The organism is Parabacteroides sp. TM07-1AC (genome assembly GCF_003480915.1).
Lineage (GTDB): Bacteria > Bacteroidota > Bacteroidia > Bacteroidales > Tannerellaceae > Parabacteroides > Parabacteroides chongii.
In genome coordinates, this window is sequence record NZ_QUKD01000015.1 from 112,505 (window position 1) to 135,256 (window position 22,752).

Sequence of the window (22,752 nt, forward strand, 5' to 3'; positions counted from 1 at the left end):
CTTGTTTTTGAATTAAACATCTTTTTCTGTCTCTTTTTCCTTTTTATCTTTTAAGCCTGCTAATACTATAACAATCTCACCCCTCGGTTCGTTCACGGTAAAGTGTGCTATAACCTCTTCCAGGGTTCCGCGGACAGTCTCTTCGTGCAGCTTGGATATTTCGCGTGACACGGATACTTGTCGGTCGGTCCCGAAGAATTCGGCTAGTTGGGTTAGCGTCTTTACCAACCGGAAAGGGGATTCATAAAAAATGATGGTCCTGTATTCGACGGACAACTCCTTCAGGCGGGTCTGGCGACCTTTCTTCTGGGGTAAGAATCCTTCGAAACAGAATTTTTCGTTCGGTAACCCGGAGGCTACCAGTGCCGGAACAAATGCGGTTGCTCCCGGCAGACATTCCACGTCGACACCCTGGCGTACACATTCCCTTACCAGCATGAAGCCGGGATCGGAGATGGCCGGTGTCCCGGCATCCGACACAAGAGCGATGTTTTCACCGCCTTTAATACGGGAGGCGATCTGCTCTACGGTCTTGTGTTCGTTGAACTTGTGGTGTGACTGCATTTTGTTTTGTATCTCAAAATGTTTCAGCAGAATACCGGTCGTACGTGTGTCTTCGGCCAGGATGAGATCGGCTTCTTTCAACACACGGATGGCCCGGAAGGTCATATCTTCCAGGTTGCCTACGGGAGTCGGTACAACTGTTAACTTTGCCATAATCTTTTTTAGTTGACAGTTGACGGTTGACAAGTGACAGTTAAAATGCAGTCCTTAAAACTGTCAACTATCACTTGTCAACTGTCAACTAATTAAAGGAATCGTTTCTCTAACAGCTTGAGGAAGTCGGCTACAGCTTCATCTTCAATATTCCATTTCAGTTCGTTATTCAGATAGGTTACCGATTCTTCGTACGAGTGGATATCGTTGAGGTCGGTAATCGCTTCGTTCATTTTATCTTCATTGCCTCCGAACAGCTCACGGCGGAAACGGAAACGATCGTTCAGGCTGAACGCCTTGCGGAAGTCGGACAGATTCTTCTTCTCCAGTATATCGCTCAGGAAAACCCCTTGTTTATCTGCCACCACCGTTTTATGAGGTGTTTCCGGAATAATCTCCTGTTTTTCAACGATGATTTCCCTGGCCGGTTCTGCTTCGGGTTCTGCTTCCGATTCTGTTTTCGGTTCCGGAGTGCTCGCGTTTTTTTCAGCCGGCTCTTCCTTCACTTCCGGTTCCGGCATCACTGTGGCGACTGGGTTGGGGAGCGACTGGATCAAAGCTTGATGGGCTTCCATTTGTTTACGTAACATCTCGATCTGCGCCGTTTCCAATGAATGAAGGTCATTCAGTATTTTATGTGTCAGATTGAATGTCTGGCTAAAGAAGGATACCGGATATACTTCTGCATCGCGCATACCGGCAATCAACGTTTCGAGTTCCTTGATGTCAAGTAACAGATAATCTATTTTTTCTTTATTTGCCATTTCTGAATTTATGCTTAACGGGAGGCGTAATAACAACGTCCCGATTTATATTGCAACAAAAATAACTATTTCTATCAATGTAACGTACTTAATATGTAAAAAAGTGTACTGTCACTCAACAAATTCATCCGGTAAATTAACTAAATACAGCCGGTGGGTGGCGCGGGTAAAGGCGGTATACAGCCACCGGTAAAAATCTTCTCCCAGCATTTCCTCCGTCATATAGCCGATATCGAGGAAGACGTTCATCCATTGTCCGCCCTGCGCTTTGTGGCAGGTAATGGCATAAGCATATTTTACTTGCACGACATTATAGTGAGGATCGGCTTTCATCTTTTTCATTTTGCCTGCCTTGGTGGGAATATCGTCGTAATCTTCCAGAATGGTATAGAAGAGCTTGTCGTTGAGTTCTTTGGGAAGAGCGGGTGAATCGGTCTGCAAGGTGTCGAGTAGGATCTTTATATCCAGTTCGAGGTCATAGTCCTGAAAACGGACGGTCACATCGGCAAAGCGAAAACCATAGAGTTCGCTTGTACGTTTCACGCGTAATATTTGGACAATCTCGCCGTTCGCTATAAAATCCATTTCCTTACAATCGTTGGTCCAGTAATAGTTGTTTTTGGCAACCATCAGCCGGTCACCCGATGACAACTCTTCTTCTCTGTATAGTATCCGGTTGCGTATTCCGTTATTGTAAATTGTTGCCCGTTTATTAGAGCGTGTGATAATCATTGTTTCTTCGATTCCGTCACGGCTGTATGCCGATGATATTTCCTCGATCAGTTCGTCTCCGTTGACCTTCCTGAAGTCTGTAAAACCTTTCAGGTGGAGCTTGGGGTATATCTCGACCTCGTTGTTTCGCAGTGCATCCCGTAAGCGGGTGGCATTGAGTAATATCCCTGAATCTCCGCTTTGCCGGACAACCTGTGTCAGGGTGATTTCTTCTACCTGCAGATTATAACCTCTGAGTATTTCCGGGTTCAGCGCCGGACTTTCCGTTTGCATGACCGGCGGTAGCTGTGCCACGTCGCCCATCAGGATCAGCCGACAGTTTTCACCCGAATAGACATATTGTATCAGATCATCCAGTAACCGTCCGGTCCCGAAAGAGATCGAATCGATCCCGTCATTCGAGATCATGGATGCTTCATCAACAATAAATAACGTATCTTTGTGTAAATTATCAGCAGGCATGAAGCCGGTCGGTTCGTTGGAGAATGCTTTTTGACGATATATCTTTTTATGGATCGTAAAAGCTTTTTGGCCGGAATAGTTCGAAAAGACCTTAGCTGCCCTTCCGGTAGGAGCGAGCAAAACTGTTTTTTGTTTTAGCTCGTTCAGGGTTTTGACCAGGGCACCGACCAGCGACGTTTTTCCAGTTCCTGCATACCCTTTCAGCAATAAAAGGGTGTCTGATTCGGTTGAAAGCAGAAAATCCGTGAGTGTTTTTAGGGCAGAAAATTGGTCTTCTGTCGGATTATGTGGGAAATTTTGTGTAATTTGGCGGCTTAAATAACTATTTATCATTTTGATTGCAATAATTTTGGTGATAAAGGTAGTGTATTAAATATTCTTTTTTAAATTTGCCGAACGAAATAAATTCAAAAAAACAATACAAACCATGAAAGTTACATTAAAGATTTTATTAGCTGCTGCAGTTATCCTGCTAGTTTACATGTGCTACAGAAGCATTATGACGCCGATCGAATTTAATAAGGAAAAAGATGTGCGTGAAAGTGCTATTAAGACTCGTTTGATCGACATCCGTAAAGCTCAGATCGAGTATAAGAATGTGTACAAAACGCATGCAGGTAGTTTTACCGACCTGGTTAAGTTCCTGAAGGAAGATAAACTTCCGTTCCTGATCAAGGAAGGTGTCTTGACTGACGAGCAGCTGGAAAAAGGTATGACTGAGAAAGAAGCTGTAAAGAAAGGTTTGATCAGACGTGATACTATCTGGGTGGTTGCAAAAGATACATTGTTCGGTGCAAACTACAATGTAGACGATTTGGCAAATGTTCCCGGAACAAGCGTTAAGTTCTCTATGGACACAGCTACATTGACTTCTGGTTCCGGTTATACTGTAAAAGTATTTGAAGCAGGCGTTAAGTATGACGATTATCTGGGTGACCTGGACAAACAGTTGGTTACAAACCTGAAGGACAAAGCTGATAAGCTGGAAAAATTCCCGGGTTTACGTGTTGGTTCACTGACTGAAATTAATAACAACGCAGGTAACTGGGAATAATCGATTGCTTATGGCTATCAGTATTCCTGATACGTTGACTGCAGATAATTCTGGAAAATATATAATGTCCATCCGGCTTAGGTCGGATGGACTTTCTTTTTCAGGATACAGTCCTTCGGAGAGCGAAAGTTTCTTTTATAGAAATATAGAGTTCGACCGGACGAAGCCTTATATCTCTTCACTGAAAGAGTTTTTCTTCGAGCACGAGTTTCTTACATATTCGTATAAACGGACGAACCTGGTCTATGTGTCGCCTCAATATACGGTAGTTCCTGAGGAAGTCTTTACGGAAAAGCAGAAAACGGATCTGTTATCGTTTACCTTTTCCGCTCCTGAGAATAAATGCCTGCATAATCCGCTGGCGCGCGAAGCTGCGGAAGTCGTGTTCGGTATGGAAGAAGAGGTGTATGAGTTCTGTTCCCGTTCACTGATCAACCCCGCTTTTGTTCATCATATCACACCTCAGCTGGTTTTGTGGAAACAGCAGAGCCGTGCGTTGATCCCCCGCCAGATGTATGTGGTGATTCACCGGAAGATGATGGATGTGGTTTGTTTTGCCCAGGGAAAGCTGCTTTTTGTAAATACTTTCGGGTATGATAAGCCTGACGATATCCTCTACTATATATTATATGTATGGAAACAGGTCGGTATGGATCAGGAGAAGGACCAGCTTCATATCTATGGAGGTGTTTCTCTGCGTAACAGTATGACGACTACGTTACGAAATTATATACAATATATCAGTCCGGCTGAGATACCGTCGGATGCTTACTTGTTGGGAGCCGAAGTCGTTCAGGCTCCGTTGGATTTAATAGCTTTATCTGTATGCGAATTATAAGCGGAATATATGGACGTAGACGTTTTGATGTGCCGTCTTCTTTCAGTGCACGACCAACGACCGATTTTGCCAAGGAGAATCTTTTTAATGTGATCAACAACCTGACCGATCTGGAAGGGGCTGATGCGCTGGACCTGTTTGCCGGAACGGGAAGTATCTCGTTCGAATTGCTTTCAAGGGAATGCAGAAGTGTTACAGCCGTGGAAAAAAATAATGCCCATGCTTCTTTCATCGCCAAGGTTGCAAAAGAGCTGAAGACGGAATCTCTTCACCTGATTCGTGGTGATGTGTTCCGTTATCTGCATTCGGCTCCGAAACAGGGGTTCGACTTTATTTTTGCTGATCCGCCTTATGCGCTGAAGGAACTGCCGGAAGTACCAGAGCTGGTTTTTGAACGTGACCTGTTGCGAGACGGAGGTATATTCGTGATGGAGCATCCGAAAACGAATGATTTCTCTCATCTTCCCTATTTTGACCAGCAACGTGTTTACGGCTCCGTCAACTTCAGTATCTTTATTAAAGAAGAAAAGGCTTAAAGGAGCGGGGAAAACAGACGCATGAATGACTCGGCAAGCCGTTGTTTGACGGGCCGTTTCAGCCAGCGTGACGGGATCAGCCGCTCGCAACTGTGCATGTCGTGCAGGAATACCCGCTTCATCTGCATGGCAAAAGAGGGTTCGTATACGAATGCGTTTATTTCGAAATTGTGCTCGAAGCTGCGGAAGTCCATGTTGGCTGAGCCGATGCAGGCAAGCGCATCATCAGTGATCATCAGCTTGGAATGCAGGAAGCCCGGCTCGTAAAAATAAACTTTCACTCCAGCCTTTACCATCTCGTCGATAAAAGAATGTGTAGCCATATTGGCGGTGCGGGTATCCGAACGTTTAGGCAGCATGAGCCGTACGTCGATACCTCCCAATGCCGCGATCAGCAGTGTCTGGTTCAACCCTTCGGTCGGAAGGAAATAAGGAGTTTGTATGTAAATGTATTTTTTGGCATTCGCGATGGCAAAGATATATGCCTGGAGCAATGTGCGCCATTGCCCGACCGGCCCGCTTGTCACTATCTGCATGATGTTGTCTTCATTATATATCTTTGCAGGCGGATAAAATATCTTGTCGTTCAACAGTTTCTTGCTGACAACATACCAGTCGATCAGGAAAGCGGACTGCAGTCCGTGTACTCCTTTTCCGATTATCCTGAAATGAGTGTCGCGCCAGATACCCCATTCCGTTCCTTTCTCATACCGGTCGGCAATGTTCATTCCTCCCATATAGCCGACCTGTCCGTCGATAACAACGATTTTCCGGTGATTTCGGTAATTGACTTTGCTGGTGAAGACCGGAAAAGCTACTTTCAGGAAGGCATGCACTTCCATGCCTGCATCCTGCATCTCGTCGAAGAAACTGTTTTTTACGTTCCAGCAGCCGACATCGTCGTACAATAACCGCACCTTGACACCTTCTTTTGCTTTTGTGATCAGGGCATTTTTGAATTGTGTCCCTATTTCATCATCGCAAAAAATGTAATATTGGATATGGATATGGTGAGTCGCCTCCTGGATATCCTTCAGCAGGTCTTTGAATTTATCCGCTCCGTTCGTATAGATTTTGATCTCGCTTCCGTAAAGGAGGGAGGATTGATTGTTGTTATTCAATAGCGTGACCAAAGGTTGGTATGGACCGGGAACGGTACAGGCATCCTGCGGAAGTTTTCCCTCCTGCGGACGTTTCATAATACGTTTGTAAGTCCTGCGTGAGATGATACGCTGCTTCCTGTTGTCCTGCCCGAAGAAGAAATAAAAAAGCAGTCCGATACCGGGAGCCAGTAATAACACGATGACCCAGGGGATGGTTTTTAAAGGATTCCTGTTCTCTGCGATGATAACCAGAACCAACCCCAGTATGGTGATGGAGTACAATATGATGAATATTACTCCTGCAACCCATTGTATGTGTATGGCAGCCAGCATGAATTTTAACTTTGTTACAAGTTGATAAAGGTAGTAAGGTAATTTGTAAATAACAAATCTTTACTACATTTGCCGGATATATCAAAAGAAAGAAGATGATCACATATATTATTATCGGTATAACCGTTTTAGTTTCCTGGCTCTGTTTCAATAATGTGGAATTATTCCGTAAACTGGCGCTGATCCCTTACCGGACAGTAAAGAATAATGAGTGGTACCGGTTGATCACTCACGGATTCGTTCATGCCGATATGACACATCTGCTGGTCAATATGTTTACGTTCTGGTCGTTCGGAACTTATATAGAAAAGGTATTCGGTTATCTCGGGTTCGGAGCATGGGGATTCCTCGGACTGTATTTTGGCGGAATGATTTTTGCATCCTTGTATGACCTGATCAAACATCATAATGATCCTTATTATGTGTCCATAGGTGCGTCGGGTGCGGTATCGGCAGTACTGTTTTCTTATATATTGTTCGATCCCTGGAGTAAGATACTGTTATTTGCGATCATTCCTGTACCGGGAATTATTTTTGGAGTAGTTTATCTGGCTTATTGTCAATATATGGCTAAACGTGCAGGGGACAATATCAACCACAATGCCCATTTTTACGGGGCAGTCTATGGTTTTCTGTATCCGGCTTTACTTAATCCTTCCTTGTTAAAAGCCTTTCTGTCGCATTTCTAAATAGTCGTTTTTCTGTACATAATTGTATTCAAGTGTTTGTTTTGTAAGGTATTATTTATAGATTTGTAGAAATATCTCAATTTCTCTAATACCATAAGACAGACACAATGAAAAGAAGAAACTTCATCCGAAGCGGAGCTTTGGCAATTGCCGGCTTCACCATTTTGCCCCGTCACATTTTAGGTGGAACTAATTTTGTTGCTCCCAGCGACCAGATCAATCTCGGTATTATCGGTTGCGGAGCACAAGGACGTTGGACCCTTGGCCCGGAATTTGCCCGTAGGGCCAACCTGATCGCAGCATCCGATTGCGAATCCCGCCAACTGAATGCCATGCAGGCAATTGTTGAAAAAGAAACCGAAAAGGCTAAAGGGCAGGCATATAAAGGATTTAAACTGTATGCCGATTACCATGAATTGCTGAACCGCAGCGATATCGACGGGGTGATCATTGCCACGCCGGACCATTGGCACGCTGTCCAGACCATCGAAGCCTGCCGTGCCGGTAAAGATGTATATGTAGAAAAGCCTATGTCGCACAGTATCGAGGAAGGACGTGCCATGGCAGATGCCGTTGCGAAATATAACCGCGTATTGCAGGTCGGTAACATGCAGCGTTCCTGGCGTAACTTCCGCCATGCCTGCGAGTTGGTCCGTAATGGTTATATCGGTGAGATAAAAGAGGTGAAAGTCTCTATCGGACCTCCTCCTGTAAAATATGACTTGCCGGCACAACCGGTACCTAAGACGCTAAACTGGGATATGTGGATCGGTCCGGCTCCGATGAATGTCTATAATGAGGAACTGGCACCGCCTATGGAGCGGAATATGTTCCCGAACTGGCGTAATTACCGGGAATATGGCGGCGGTATGATCTGCGACTGGGGTGCTCATATGTTTGATATTGCACAGTGGGCTTTGGGTATGGACGATTCCGGACCAATCGAATTTACTCCTCCCGATGAAGGCGAACTGAGACCGCTTAGTATGCGTTATGCCAATGGAACCATTATGACACACGAACCTTTCCGTAAAGCAGACGGAAATGCAGTCCGTTTTATCGGCTCGGACGGTGTGATCGATATCAGCCGTAGCTTCCTGGATACGATTCCGGCAAAACTGCAGGATGAAGTTATTGGCGACGATAAGATCAAACTATATAAGAGCGACGATCATTATAATGATTTCCTGACGGCGATGAAGACCCGTAAGCAGCCGCTCAGTACAGTGGAAATAGGACATCGCACCGCTTCCCTATGCCATATCGTCAATCTCTGTTATGAATTTGACCGTAAACTGGTCTGGAATCCGGAAAAAGAGGAGTTCTTTTTTGACAACGAGGCTAATAAGCGGAGGGGAAATCCGATACGTGAACCGTATAGCCTGAAAGTATAGTATATATAATAATGTATAGGAAGAAGGCTAAAGACTGGTTCCAATATTTGTATTAAGGGACGCAGACTGCGTTTTCTGCGTCATCTGTGTCCCCTAATAGTTTGTGAGCATATCTGTTTTTACGATTATTAGAATCGTGGAGGAGGTCCGCCCGGTCCGCCATGTCCTCTGCCTCCGGGTCCGCGCATATCGCTGGCAGAAGCTCCGCCTTTAAAGATGCTGAACCTGTAAATAAAGTGAACCATAAAGTAACTGCTCAGTGTGTTGTATTCCGAGTATTGGGTATAATTGGCGGTTACACTTTGGGAAATATTACTACGCTGTTGCAGGATGTCATATATCTTGAAACGCAATGTCGCCTGATTTCCTTTCAGGAAAGATTTGGATGCTGATGCGTTCCACAGCACTTCTTTTTGTTGGTATCCGGTAGCATAACCGGAGTTGGATGACCAGGTGATATCGCTTTCAATCTTGAAATCAAGCGGAAGGTAAATGGTCGTTGTCCCGCCGACTCCGTAGTTGAAAGTATTTTGATCATTCTGGTTTTGCAGGGAGTTATTCGTACTTCTGTAGCGTATGTTCCCGTTTACTCCCAGGTCGATATAGTCGGAACGGAAATCAATGCCGGCACGCTCCATGGCTGTGAAATCCTTGTTTACATTCTTCTCATCGTTGATGAAGCCGTTTGAATTGGCGAACGAAGCCATTGTCATGGAGTTGACCGAGAATTTCTTATTCTTCAACGGCGTATTGAACATGACACGTACATTGCCATTGTAGTTTCCGTTCACATTCTCGTAAGTCGTCATCTTTTTACCTGTTTCACCGACATAGATGGATTTGGTAACGATATCGTTCACCACATAATTGGCATTCAACATCACCATGAAAGCAGTCTGTTTATCCGGTATAAACTTTTGGTAACGGGCAAACAGATTGTTGGAATAGGTCGGCTTCAGGTCCGGATTACCGGTAACTGTATTCAACGGGTCGGAAATGTCGGCTACCGGCTGTAATTGCGTCATGCTCGGCTGGCTGGTACGACCACGGTAATTGATACGCAGATTGGTTCGTTTATCAAACCGGTAGTTGAAACGGACCATCGGGGAAACATTGACCACATTACGGGTCAGCTTGGAAAGGGTAGAATCACCAACAAAGTTCTCACTTACGCTGTGCGAGGGCTCCAGGTTCATACCGATCGTATAGTCATAATTTTCACGTACAGCCTTGAACGCCAGGCTGGCTTGCTGGTTTATAAAGTTATTACGGTAGCTTTTGCTGTATGCCGTATCCAATACATTATACTCTTCGCTTCCCTCTTCTCTGGTATATGAGTTTTTCAGAGATTCCTGCTTGTTCTGACTGAAGCTATAAGTCGCTTGGATGAAATTATTGCGACCGATCGGTTCGACCCAGGACAAGTAAACGCGGTAGTTGAAGCCTTTGTTGTCATATCTGAATTGTTGGTCGATCAACTCGTTTTGTTCGTTTCCGAGGAAATATTCCGTATTAGAGTAGTTCAGTCCTTTGTTGTAAGAGTCGCTTAATCTTCCGTTTAATGAACCGCTGAAAACACGTCCTTCATCGTTCAGCTTCCGGCTAAATTCCAGGCGGGCGTTGATATTGTATCCTTCCCCGTCGGACAGGTAATCGGATTCCCCGAGATTGACGGTATCTCCCCGGTTGGTCAGCGTGTTGAATGAACCGGACTCCCGGTTGTGGCTGTTGCTATAGCTGAAGCTGGGTTGGAAAATGATTTGGGTGGCTGTATCCGGTTTCCACTCCATGCGGAAGTCGGCACCCACATTGTCACTTCTCGTATTGTTATTGTTGATCTCATTATAAACAGTAGAGCTGTCGTTCGGCAGGATATTTGTACGGGTGGTTTTACTGTCTGCTTCATTGTCGGAATGAGAATAGCGTACGTTGCCTCCCAAAGTCAGTTTCTTGCTGAACTCTTTGCTGAAGTTCATACCTACATTTCCGGAAGTCGTGATACCGTTTCCGGCTCCTCCGCTTCCCATACGTCCGCCCCGTCGTCCGCCCATACCGGAGAACATGTTGGAAGCAATATCGGAGAATCCCATATTATTCGTATTGTTCAGACCCCCCATCAATGTGAACTGGTCATTGTTAATAAAGCGGTTGACCATGAAGTTTCCTTCATATCTGTCTTCACTGCCGTATCCGGCAAAGGCATTCCCGAACCACCCTTGTTTCATCCCGGGCTTTACGGTCAGATTGATCACGGTTTCTTCTTCCCCGTCATCAAATCCGGTCATTCGTGCCATATCACTCAGGCGGTCGAGTACCTGTACCTTCTCAACCATTTTGGATGGCAGGTTTTTAGAGGCTACCTTCGGGTCGTCGGAGAAGAACTCTTTCCCGTCGATCAGGACTTTCTTGATCTCTTTTCCGTTGACGGTGATTTTTCCTTCACTGTCCACTTCCACGCCGGGCATCTTTTTCAACAGGTCTTCCAGTACGGCACCTTCTGTCGTTTTATAAGAGTCGGCATTGTATTCGACGGTATCGTTTCGCATCACGACTTCGGGTGCCTTACCGATGACAACGGCTTCTCCCAGCTGAATCGCTCCGTCACTCAGTGCCAGCTTGCCCAATTTGACCGGATCTGTCTTTCCCGTGATACGTATGGGCTGGTATAAAGGATCGAAACCTACAAAGCTGACATGCAGTAAATAACTGCCGGCCTTGATCCCTTTTAATGTGAAGTTCCCGTTGCGCGAACTGGCCACACCTCCGATCATTGTACTGTCTTTAACATTCAATAAGCGGACTGTGGCCTGTTCGATCGGCTCGTTGTTCCCCTCTTCTATCACTGTTCCAGTGACATCAACTCCTCCCCGCTGTGCAACTGCCGGCAACGAAAAAAGAATAAGAAATAAACATAGTAAGTATCTTCCCGATTTCATAACTAATATATTATTTGTCTATAACAAATGCTGCTCCGGACTGGTTTCCGGTACGAGAAGATAGACATCAGGAAAGTGATTAAGTTTAAAAAAATAAGTTGTGATTTCGATTTATTAACTAACCGTGTCTTTCCGAAATATTGTATACCTTTTTGTAAATTTCCTTAGCTGACTTGAATTTGTTGCCGGGAGAATCTGTTGCCGACGCCCTCGACAGCTTTGCCGACGCTGTCGACAATTTTGCTGACGTCGTCGACAATATTGCCGACAGTGTCGGCAACAACTTTCCTGCTTGTATTAACGATATTATAGAGATAGGAACGAAAGAAGAGGTAGGTAATCTTTCAGTTTGACACGGAGAATTTTCAGCGCCTGGCTGATCCTGTATTCAACGGTCTTGATGGAAACGCCAAGTTTATTGGCTATTTGACTATTAGTAAGTTCTCCGAAGCGGCTTAAGGCGAAAGTGTCGCGGTAGGTGTCAGGAAGTTCTTTAATTGCTTTGTTAATGTGTTCTGTCAGTTCATTTATAAAATAGTAATCAGGATCTTCAAACTGATTTTTAAGTTTGTCATAAAGTATTGAATGTATTTTCTCATGATACAAATTCTTTTGAATCGCATTCAGGCACCTGTTTTTAGCAGCAATGAACAAATATGATTTTAGGGATTGGGTAATAATGATATTCTTTCGATTCTCCCATATAAAAAGCATCAGGTCCTGTACGAGCTCTTCGGCATCTTCATCTGATACATATTGGGAAATGTATTCGCATAAAGGAGAATAATACTTGATAAATATTTGTTTATAAGTATCTGTGTTACCTTCTTGTAACTGTCTAACTAATAGGAAATCATTCATTTACTAATATTTATTATGAAGGTTCCGGACAAAGATAATTGATAATTCTAATTTTATTTAGAAAAAAAAGGAATATGTATAAAATTTTTTATGATATTGTTTAGGGTAGAAGAGGGGAGCTTTTGTCGTATATATAGAAAGAGATAAAATGGAAGAACAGAGAAAACATATAGAAGAACCGGATGCTTCATTATTGTTGGCATATATTCGGGAAAAAGCTTCGTCTGAAGAACAAGCTATTGTTGAAGCCTGGTTACAGGATAGAGAAGAGAATGAGCAAACGTTGTTGCAGATAGCTCGTATTTATCATGTGCAATATACACACAGGCGCATTGGGCAACGTGATTCTCTTAAAGCTTTTGAGTTGATGCAAGAGCGAATTAGACGGCGTGTATGGCAGAAAAATATTTATCGTTTTTCTACTGTTGCTGCTTGTATTGCTGTTGGATTCTTTTTGTCTACTCTTCTTTCATGGTGGAATATAACAAATGATGGGACGGGGGTACAAATGGTTACTGTCCGTTCAAATCCGGGTATGCGTACCAGTTGTAACTTACCGGATGGGACAGTGGCTTATTTGAATTCCGGATCTACGCTAGTTTATCCGGTTCCGTATGATAAAGATAAAAGAGCAGTAACATTGGATGGAGAAGGTTATTTTAAAGTAACACATGATTCAGAAAAACCCTTTATCGTGAGTGTTGCCGATGGTAAAATGAAAGTGATAGTACTGGGTACTGAGTTTAACTTACAGGCATATCGGGAAGAAGGAGTAATAGAGACAACCTTGGTTTCCGGAAAAGTGAATATTGAAGCAAAAAAAGAAAATGGAACTGTGGTGAGACAAGAATTGTCTCCTTCAATAAAAGCTACATATAGTCTTTCTACTTGTAAGATGAATATGGAGTCTGTTAATACCGCATATGAAACAGCCTGGATAGAAGGAAAATTAATGTTTTATAATTCTCCTTTACCTGAGGTATTACGCGATTTATCTTATTTCTATAATGTGAAATTCGAAGTGAAGGATCCTATGATTAAATCTTATTATTTTACCGGGACATTCATCGATAAACAATTGTCACAAATATTGGATTACCTGAAAATCTCATCGGGAATAGATTATAAGATCAGGCAGATCACCGGAGATGACAGCCAAGGTGTTAATCATACAGTGGTGGAATTAACCAATAAGCGGAAGTAGAAGTGTAATATAATAATGTATAATCATAAAAAACAGAAAGCCTATGGAATAGAACGATTATTGCAGACCTTCTTATTGAAAAACATACGGAAACATGTTACCAGCATCTTCCCGTATGAAATATTCGATAGCCGGTCTATAAACAGACTAAGGAATTTATTTTTTAATCTTAAATCATTTACAAAAGTATGGTAAAGAATTATTATATCCAACAGGATAGGGAAATTTGTATCCTGAATTTAGTACCTAAAATAACAAGAACCATGAAGTTAACCTGTTTATTGTTATGCTTGTCTATTGGTATGGCACTTGCCTCACAGTCCTATGCGCAAACGACTAAAATATCCGTTTTGGGGACAGAAAGGACTGTTGCAGAGGTTTTGGAAGAGATTGAACAGCAAACCGATTTTCAATTTTTTTATAATAACAAAATCGTAGATGTCAACCGAAAAGTTTCTATCGATGTACGGAATGAAGATGTGTTTGTTATATTGAGCCGTTTGTTCAAAGAATCGAATGTTCGGTATAAAGTGATAGATAAGGATGTAATCCTTACAACTATCGATGTGGTCGGGGCTGACCAGGTAGGTAAAAAAGTTAGCGGTAAAGTGACCGATCATTTGGGAGATCCCGTTATAGGTGTGAATGTTGTTGAAAAAGGAACGACGAACGGGACAACTACTGATGTGAATGGCGCTTATTCTTTGATGCTGACCAGTGATAATGCAGTTCTTCAGTTTTCTTATATCGGATATACGACAAGGGAAATTGCGGTGGAAGGAAAATCGGATGTTTCTGTTTCGTTGCAGGAAGATAGCCAAGCATTGGAAGAGGTGGTAGTGGTTGGTTATGGAACCACCAAGAAGGTGAACCTGACCGGGGCTGTTGCTCAAATTGATAATAAAACAATGGAAAACCGCTCTGTAACGAACATAGGCAAAGCTTTGCAAGGAGTAGTCGGAAACTTGAATATGACAGTTTCCGGGAATGGTGGAGCTCCCGGCTCGACGATGGATTATAATGTTCGTGGTACAACGAGTCTTTCCGGAGGATCTCCTTTGTTTATCGTAGACGGAGTTCCGGCGGATAATATCAACAACATCAATCCTGCAGATGTGGAAACACTGACAGTTTTGAAAGATGCGGCTTCTGCAGCTATTTACGGTGCGCGCGCAGCTTATGGTGTTATTTTGGTAACAACTAAAAAGGGGGCTAAAAATGAAAAAGTGACAGTCTCCTATAATAATGTAATAGGCTATAATCATGCAACATGTATCCCCAATCAGGTCAACTCGCTTGATTTTGCCAATGCGTATAACATAGCATCACTAAATTCAGGTCAGTCTCCGATGTTCAGTGAAGAACATATTGGGCGCATTAAAGCTTATATGGCAGATCCGGAACATTATCCGTCAAACATACCGAATCCGAATAATACGGATTACTGGTCGTATGCTACGTTGGATAATGATAATGTAGATTGGTTTAGGGCATTCTTTAAACCGGGATCATGGAATCATAAACATGATTTGAGTGTAAGAGGTGGTACGGAGAAATCCAATTATTATGTAGGTGCTGGCTATTATAAGGAGAATGGATTGCTACGATATGGAAAGGATCGTTTCGAACGCTTTAACCTGACGAGTAATTTACATTTTGAACCCTATAAATGGTTGCGTGGAGATATCAGAGTTAAATTCAGCCGAGATAAAAACAATACAGTTTCAGAGGCTTATAACGGAGATATAGGTAACTGGGTACATTTGGCAACAACCAGATATCCGAACTGGTCTTTGAAAGATCCGAACGGGCATTGGGCTTCCACATCCCATATTTACAAACAAATAGATGGGGGGCGTACGTTAGACAATACCAATGTCTTTAGTGCAACAGGTGCTTTGGAAGCTGAACCAATTAAAGGGTGGAAGATAAATGTAGATTATACTTACCGGAATACAGCAAGGAAAGAGTCTACTCATGATAAAGCGGTAATTTGGGAATATACGGTTTCCGAACTTCCGGTAATGGCCCCAAACCATGATGCTTTTTCTACTTTGCAAGCTCAAACTGATTATAGTTCATTTAATGCTTATACTTCTTATGAACATTTGTTTGGCGATCATTTTATGTCGGTTATGGTTGGTCAACAATTGGAGTTAAGCAAATATGATTATTTGACTGCTATGCGTCGTAATTTGATAAATCAGGATATTCCTTCTTTATCGACAGCGATCGGTGAACAGACAAATTCCCAGACAATGACGCATTGGGCTAATATGGGTACTTTTATCCGGGCCAATTATAACTATAAGGAAAAATACCTGATCGAGTTTAATGCCCGTTATGATGGTTCCTCTAAATTCCAACGTGGCGACCGTTTTGGATTTTTTCCGTCGGTTTCCGTCGGTTATAATATAGCCAGGGAAAACTTTTGGACAATCGAACATATTGTGAACTCGTTGAAATTGCGAGCTTCTTATGGATCGTTAGGTAATCAGAATGTAGGTGATTATTTGTATCTGAGTACTGTGAATGTAGGTAATAATTATGGTTATCTGATAGACGGTGTACGTCCGAACTATCTGGATGCGCCGGGCTTGGTCAGCCGTAATCTGACTTGGGAAACAGTTTCTACCATTGATGTCGGCGTTGATGCATCCTTCTTATCGAATCAGCTAAATTTATCGTTTGACTGGTATCGTCGTACGACAACAGATATGTTTGGTCCTGCCAATGCTTTACCTGCAGTATTGGGTGCCAGTGTACCACAAGAAAATAATGCAGATTTACGTACTTCTGGTTTTGAATTGAATTTGGGCTGGAGAGATCAGATAGGAAGTGATTTTTCTTATAATGTGAATTTAGTTTTATCAGACTATATCTCCAAAGTTACAACTTACAATAATCCTACAAAGATTCTGTCAACCTATTATGAAGGACAGACGATCGGAGAAATTTGGGGATATAAGACCGCTGGTATCATACAGACGGAAGAACAGTTGAAAAAGATACCCGATCAGTCGTATATCTATGGGAACTGGACGATTGGAGATGTGGAATACAAGGATTTGAATAATGATGGAAAAATAGATAAAGGTAAAAATACAAAGGATGACCATGGAGATCTGGCTGTTATAGGAAATACAACTCCTCGTTTTAGTTATGGTATTTCTTTAGGAGCGCAGTGGAAAGGTTTTGATTTGAACATTTTCCTGCAAGGGGTAGGAAAACGTGATTTTTGTCCTCCAACAGGTGGTAATAGTGGAGTTTTCTTTTGGGGATTCACAGGTGGATTTGGTTCAAATATGTATGAAGAAACATCTGATTTTTGGACTCCTGAAAATACAGGCGCTTATTATCCGAAGCCCTACAATTCTTCAGAAGTATATAAAAACCAACAGCCGCAAACTCGTTATTTGCAGAATGCAGCTTATTTACGCTTGAAGAACTTCCAGCTGGGTTATACAATTCCGCAAACGATTATGTCGAAGATCGGTTTGCAGCGTATCCGTATGTTTGTCAGTGGAGAGAATTTGTTTACGATCACTTCTTTACAGAAAAACTTTGATCCCGAACTTTTGAACGGAAGTTGGGGAGCCGGAAAGGTTTACCCTTTGACGAAAACATTCTCTTTTGGTTTTAATGTTGATTTTTAAATTGAATTGTTATGAAAAAATATAGCTTATTTATTGTACTGTTAGGACTGCTCATTACATCTTGTGAAGATTTTCTTGACCGGGACCCGCTGGACAAGATAACAGATCAGCAGATGACATTTTCGGCAAAGGAAATGGAACTTTATGCCAATAAGTATTATGGAAACTTTCCGGTATTAGGGGGCGCGGATTACGGACCCTATGAGAGAGATAATGCCTCAGATAACTTGGTTTCCGGGTCGTATATTTTTGATGCACAAATATCCGGAACGATTACAGTTCCTTCTTCCGGAGGCGGATGGGACTGGACAATGCTCAGAGGACTGAATTTCTTTATTGATAACTACCATAAATCGCAGGATCCTATTTCTGAAACGGCTCCTTATATTGGTGAGATTTATTTTTGGCGTGCCTGGTTTTATTATGATAAATTGAAACAGTTTGGTGATCTTCCCTGGATTGGAAAAGCTCTGTATGCAGATTCGGAAGAATTGTTCGATGCTAGAGTTTCGCGAACGGTAATAGCAGATTCTATTATTGCAGATCTGGATAAGGCAATCAGTCTTTTGCCGGAAAAGAGTGTGGCTACTTCCGGGCGAATTCATAAAGATGTGGCTTTGTTGTTTCAGAGTCGTGTAGCTTTATATGAAGGTACATGGGAAAAATATCATAACGGAACGGCTTTTGGCGTTGCAAATTCGGATCCGGATCGTTTTTTCCGGGTTGCGGCTAATGCTGCACGGGCTGTGATAGATAAGGATGTTTATGCAATAGAACCGGTAGGAGGAGATAAAAGTAAAGGTTATTGGAGCTTGTTTAACCAGACAGACTTATCTACTAATAAAGAGGTTTTACTTTGGAAAAAATATGATATGGGATTAGGAGTCTATAATAACAGTCAAAGTATTTGGGGCGTAAGTGATAATAATACTGGAGTTTCCAAGTACATGGTGGAAGCTTATCTCTGTTCAGATGGTAAGCCTATCAGTATCAGTCCTCTTTACCAAGGAGACGATCTGGTGGAGAAAGAGGTACAGGATAGAGATCCCCGTTTAAGACAAACGATTTATCAGAAGGGGGATCCTCGCGTGATAGTGAACGGACAGGTGAGTGGTTCTTTTACTGTACCGGATATGACCTATGATTCCCGTTTGAGAAATACCACCGGCTATCAGTTATATAAGGGATGTGATCCAGCAGCTGTACATGAAGGCGGGTATATTACCGCAAGTATTATTTTCCGATATGCGGAGGTTTTGTGTAATTATGCAGAAGCCAAGGCTGAGTTAGGTGAATGTAGTCAGAATGATTTGGATATCTCGGTGAACCAGTTGCGTGACCGGGTAGACATGCCTCATATGACAGTTAATGTCGGTTTTGTTGATCCGAAGTGGGATTTCCCGGAACTAAGCCCGCTATTGAATGAAATACGTCGTGAGAGGCGGGTTGAATTTGCTTGCGAAGGATATCGCTTCGATGATTTAATGAGATGGGCGGCTGCTGATTTGATTAAACGTCCTATGTTAGGAGCGAAGATGAAACAATTTGCAGATATTAAAGATCAGTTTAAACCGGTTCTCGATCCGAGTGCAATACCTGTGAATGATGCAGGTTACATTGCTCCTCATTGGAATAGTCCGGCAAAGAATGGCTGGCAGTTTGATGAAAAGAAAAATTGGTTGAAGCCGTTACCTTCAAATGAATTAGTTCTAAACTCAAATTTGGAACAAAATCCGGGATATTGATATTCAATAAAATATATAAAGGGGGATTTTTATATATATCCTCCTTTATATTCGTGACATTTTTTCTCAAATAGTAATATATGAAAAATATGAATTTAAAATTATTATGGTTTTGGGGGCTTTTTCTTTTGTTATGTGGCTGTGTAGAAAAGAAAACGGTATATTTTTGTGGTAGTGAGCAGAGTGAAGTATTTCAGTTACTTAAAGACGAGGGATTCAAACTGGAAAGGTTTGACTCTCCGGAGGCAATGATAGAAAAAGCGACCAATGGTTCAGCTGCTGTTATCATTTGTGATACTTATCCGGTGTCTCCTCTTAAAATAACACAAGAAACATACAAATTGGCACAACAGAAGAAGATCAAGGTTTATTTGGAATATCCGGATCTGTTGCCGGATATGCATATTGAAAAAGAAACTTTTCATGCATCTTTGGAACGTGGAGTGATTACCTGTGATAAACTGGAGAACCTGAAACCAATGGATATTATAGGGATTAATGATTGCTATACCCGTGTGGCAAAGGTGGATGATCCCTTGATTGTGCTGGCTCGTGTCGCAGGTTTTGATCAGGCTGAATATGGAATAGAAGATGTAGAGAGCTATCCATTATTATGTGAGAGAGAGAATATGTTGATCGCATTTACGAAACTCAGTAATTTTCGGACAGGTCGTTACGAACCTCTTGCCTCCTGGCAATCTATATGGAAATATATCATTTCATTTGTAACGGATGATTCAGATTTTACCTTTTTAACAGAGTGGCCTTCTGATGTAAAACCGACTTATAGTAAAGGGCTATCTCTTCCGACCGATGCAGGAAAGAATATGATAAGCAGAGGTCTGGAATGGTTTTTCAATGGTCGTTTCTTCATTGATTCGTCATGGAAAGAACTACAATTGGAACGGCAGGGAGATGGATTAATGCCTGTAGCCCGTGCACTTCCGACTGATAGTAAAGTCGGAAATGGTACAATGGGGATTCTTGAAGGTCATGCCTCCAATATCTATTATGATGGGGAACAAGATTTTCGGTATTGGCTCAGGGCTGATGTGCAGGGAGAAGTAGCGTTTGCTCTTGCTTCCGGTGGAAAGTTGTTGAATAATCCAACTTATGAAGAGGTTTCAAAAAATTTGATGGAGTATGTTTTGAAAAATTCAGCATTTAGAGCTGGGAAAAGGATAGACCCTTTTAGTCCGGTTTATGGATTGATTGGTTGGTCCGATACTCATCCTTATGTTTTTTATGCAGATGACAATGCCCGTTTGGTACTTGGATTGATCGGTGCTTCAGCTTTTATGGGTTACGATCGGTGGAATAAGGAAATTGTAGAGAATATACTGGCTAATTTCCGCTTAAGTAATGTAAATGGTTTTTTCGGTAATGGTGGTCGCTTGGAGGAATCTCAGGTTATGGAAAAGGGATGGCGATATTATGCAAAACGTCCTGAACTCGTGAATCCTCATCCTCATTTTGAGTCTTGGATGTGGGCCTGTTATTTATGGCTTTATGACAAAACAGGCTATCAGCCGCTGTTAGAAAAAGCAGAAAAAGCTATCAGGCTTACAATGGAAAACTATCCGGATGGTTGGAAGTGGACAAATGGAATCCAGCAGGAACGAGCACGAATGATACTGCCGTTGGCCTGGTTAGTACGGGTAAAGGATACTCCGGAGCATAGGGAGTGGCTGGATCGGGTAGTAAGTCGTTTGCTGGAGAATCAACAGGCATCAGGTGCGATCAGGGAAGAGTTAGGAAATAGTAGTACAGGTACCTTTGGAAAAGCTAAATCTAATAAGGAGTATGGTGTAACAGAAGCTCCGCTTATATCACATAATGGTGATCCGGTGGCGGATATGTTATATACTTCAAATTTTGCTTTTTTTTCGTTGAATGAAGCTGCAAAAGCGACAGGTAATTCTCAATATAAAAAAGCTGTAGAAAAATTGTCGGATTTTTTGATCCGTATTCAGGTAAAGAGTGACAGGTATGCTCATTTAGATGGAGCCTGGTATCGTGCTTTCGATTATGACCGGTGGGATTATTGGGCCTCAAATGCTGATCATGGTTGGGGGGCATGGTCTACTTTGACCGGTTGGATTCAGAGTTGGATTATTGGTACGCAGGTATTGATTGAGGATGATACCAGTTTTTGGGATAAAACAAAAGATGTTGCAGTGAAATCTTATATGGATGAAGTGCTACAAACAATGTTCGAAAACTAATAAAGTGAGTATGAAAACGAAAATAAATTTTGGTTATCTTATTTTTCTTTCTGTGGTAGCAGCTTTGGGTGGTTTCCTGTTTGGATATGACACAGCTGTTATTTCCGGAACGATTGTTCAAGTCACCCACTTGTTTCAGTTGGACTCGCTGCAACAAGGATGGTATGTCGGATGCGCACTTGTTGGTTCGATTGTCGGAGTTCTTATGGCTGGTATATTGAGTGATATGACGGGAAGGAAACGAACAATGATTTTTTCTGCCATTTTGTTTTCAGCCTCTGCTATTGGTTGTGCGTTCAGCACAGATTTTAATCAACTGGTCGTTTATCGCATCATTGGCGGTGTTGGCATTGGCATAGTATCTGTTGTCTCTCCTCTTTATATTTCGGAAGTATCTGTCGCAGCATATCGTGGGCGGTTGGTATCACTTTATCAAGTTGCAATTACAGTCGGTTTTTTAGGTGCATATCTTACTAATTACATTTTATTACAGTTTGGGAAAGGTGATATTTCTTTAATGGCATCATGGTTAAATCGTCTGTTTATAACGGAAGTTTGGCGGGGAATGTTGGGTATGGAAACTTTTCCGGCTTTGTTTTTTCTTGTGATTATTTTCTTTATACCTGAAAGCCCTCGTTGGCTACTTTTGAAAGGGAGGGAAGCGGAAGCTTTTTCAGTTTTTTCTGAAATCTATCGTGATGGGGGAGATGTTAAGGCGCAGTTGAATGAAACATTATCTGTTATCCGGTGTGAATCAAAATCCGAATGGGCTCTGTTGTTTAAGCCGGAAATCCTAAAGATTGTGATGATAGGTGTCTGTATTGCTATTTTGGGACAGTTTATGGGAGTGAATGCTGTTCTTTACTATGGACCATCGATTTTTGAAAGTGCGGGCCTTTCCAGTGGAGATTCTCTTTTTTCTCAGGTACTGGTCGGACTTGTTAATATGCTGACATCTATTCTCGCACTGATAATAATAGATCGGGTTGGGCGAAAAAAAATGGTGTATTATGGAGTGTCAGGAATGATTGTATCCTTGTTGCTTATCGGTGGTTATTTTATATTGAATAGATCAATCTCTATATCCAGCCTTTTTTTATTGGTATTTTTCTTGTGTTATATTTTTTGTTGTGCGATCTCTATTTGTGCTGTGGTATGGGTGCTTCTGTCGGAAATGTATCCTGCGAAAATCAGAGGACTAGGCATGTCTATCGCTGGTTTTGCCTTGTGGGTAGGAACTTATTTAATAGGGCAACTTACACCTTGGATGCTCTTGACTTTGACACCGGCGGGAACATTTTTCCTGTTTGCGGTCATGTGTGTTCCTTACATATTAATAATATGGAAATTAATTCCGGAAACAACCGGTAAATCATTGGAAGAAATAGAACAAAACTGGATAAAGTGAAAAAAATATGCTACGTGGTAAGACGGGATAGTGATTATCGTAGTAGTTTGGCTAGTTTTAGAATTAACAAAATCGGTATTAGTTGCTGATTTATA

16 protein-coding genes are annotated in these 22,752 nt (G+C 42.2%); 10 read left to right on the forward strand and 6 right to left on the reverse strand.

From position 1 onward, the window contains the following. Positions 1-12: 12 nt before the first annotated feature. From rsmI to DXD68_RS22930, 3 genes are all read right to left on the reverse strand, one after another. Positions 13-717, reverse strand: coding sequence for a 16S rRNA (cytidine(1402)-2'-O)-methyltransferase (gene rsmI / locus DXD68_RS22920; RefSeq protein WP_122363776.1), 705 nt, complete (start codon positions 715-717; stop codon positions 13-15). A gap of 92 nt (positions 718-809) precedes the next feature. Next, positions 810-1,481: a hypothetical protein gene (locus DXD68_RS22925; protein WP_122363777.1), complete on the reverse strand. Its 672-nt coding sequence runs from the start codon at positions 1,479-1,481 to the stop codon at positions 810-812. A gap of 111 nt (positions 1,482-1,592) precedes the next feature. Next, entirely contained in the window at positions 1,593-3,008 is a 1,416-nt protein-coding gene (locus DXD68_RS22930; protein WP_122363778.1) for an ATP-dependent RecD-like DNA helicase, read from the reverse strand. 94 nt (positions 3,009-3,102) lie between these two features. Between DXD68_RS22930 and DXD68_RS22935 the strand changes: the two genes are divergently transcribed. The 3 genes from DXD68_RS22935 to rsmD are packed head-to-tail and all read left to right on the forward strand — an operon-like array spanning position 3,103 to position 5,103. Further along, positions 3,103-3,729 carry a hypothetical protein gene (locus DXD68_RS22935; protein WP_122363779.1) on the forward strand — a complete coding sequence of 209 codons (627 nt, stop codon included), beginning with the start codon at positions 3,103-3,105 and terminating at the stop codon, positions 3,727-3,729. Between the two features lie 10 nt (positions 3,730-3,739). Next, entirely contained in the window at positions 3,740-4,567 is an 828-nt protein-coding gene (locus DXD68_RS22940; protein ID WP_122363780.1) for a DUF3822 family protein, read from the forward strand. Next, entirely contained in the window at positions 4,555-5,103 is a 549-nt protein-coding gene (rsmD, locus tag DXD68_RS22945; RefSeq protein WP_122363781.1) for a 16S rRNA (guanine(966)-N(2))-methyltransferase RsmD, read from the forward strand. The genes DXD68_RS22940 and rsmD overlap by 13 nt, the downstream gene beginning before the upstream one ends. On the opposite strand, the gene cls is transcribed toward rsmD, so the two are convergent. Further along, positions 5,100-6,539, reverse strand: coding sequence for a cardiolipin synthase (gene cls, locus DXD68_RS22950; protein WP_122363782.1), 1,440 nt, complete (start codon positions 6,537-6,539; stop codon positions 5,100-5,102). The genes rsmD and cls overlap by 4 nt on opposite strands. Before the next feature lie 95 nt (positions 6,540-6,634). Here cls and DXD68_RS22955 point away from each other — a divergent pair, with 95 nt between their 5' ends. Next, complete coding sequence (locus DXD68_RS22955) at positions 6,635-7,228, forward strand: rhomboid family intramembrane serine protease (protein WP_122363783.1); 594 nt, start codon at positions 6,635-6,637, stop codon at positions 7,226-7,228. Positions 7,229-7,335: 107 nt separating this feature from the next. Next, a complete protein-coding gene (locus DXD68_RS22960; protein WP_122363784.1) occupies positions 7,336-8,622 on the forward strand; it encodes a Gfo/Idh/MocA family protein in 1,287 nt (428 codons plus the stop codon). A gap of 128 nt (positions 8,623-8,750) precedes the next feature. Here the strand turns inward: DXD68_RS22960 and DXD68_RS22965 are convergent, their stop codons facing one another. After that, complete coding sequence (locus tag DXD68_RS22965; RefSeq protein ID WP_122363785.1) at positions 8,751-11,558, reverse strand: TonB-dependent receptor; 2,808 nt, start codon at positions 11,556-11,558, stop codon at positions 8,751-8,753. Positions 11,559-11,864: 306 nt separating this feature from the next. Beyond that, positions 11,865-12,419 (reverse strand): RNA polymerase sigma-70 factor, encoded by a 555-nt coding sequence (locus DXD68_RS22970; protein ID WP_122363786.1) that lies wholly within the window; start codon positions 12,417-12,419, stop codon positions 11,865-11,867. A gap of 148 nt (positions 12,420-12,567) precedes the next feature. On the opposite strand from DXD68_RS22970, the gene DXD68_RS22975 reads away from it, so the two are divergent. The 5 genes from DXD68_RS22975 (at position 12,568) to DXD68_RS22995 (ending at position 22,657) form a co-directional block, all read left to right on the forward strand. Beyond that, positions 12,568-13,623, forward strand: coding sequence for a FecR family protein (locus DXD68_RS22975; RefSeq protein ID WP_122363787.1), 1,056 nt, complete (start codon positions 12,568-12,570; stop codon positions 13,621-13,623). Between the two features lie 263 nt (positions 13,624-13,886). Next, on the forward strand, positions 13,887-17,279 hold the full coding sequence (locus tag DXD68_RS22980; RefSeq protein WP_158585927.1) for a TonB-dependent receptor: 3,393 nt from the start codon (positions 13,887-13,889) through the stop codon (positions 17,277-17,279). A gap of 11 nt (positions 17,280-17,290) precedes the next feature. Then, complete coding sequence (locus DXD68_RS22985; RefSeq protein ID WP_122363789.1) at positions 17,291-19,024, forward strand: RagB/SusD family nutrient uptake outer membrane protein; 1,734 nt, start codon at positions 17,291-17,293, stop codon at positions 19,022-19,024. A gap of 89 nt (positions 19,025-19,113) precedes the next feature. Next, positions 19,114-21,249, forward strand: a complete 2,136-nt coding sequence (locus DXD68_RS22990) for a hypothetical protein (RefSeq protein ID WP_122363798.1) — start codon at positions 19,114-19,116, stop codon at positions 21,247-21,249. Positions 21,250-21,259: 10 nt separating this feature from the next. Then, complete coding sequence (locus DXD68_RS22995) at positions 21,260-22,657, forward strand: sugar porter family MFS transporter (protein WP_122363799.1); 1,398 nt, start codon at positions 21,260-21,262, stop codon at positions 22,655-22,657. Positions 22,658-22,752: the final 95 nt, after the last annotated feature.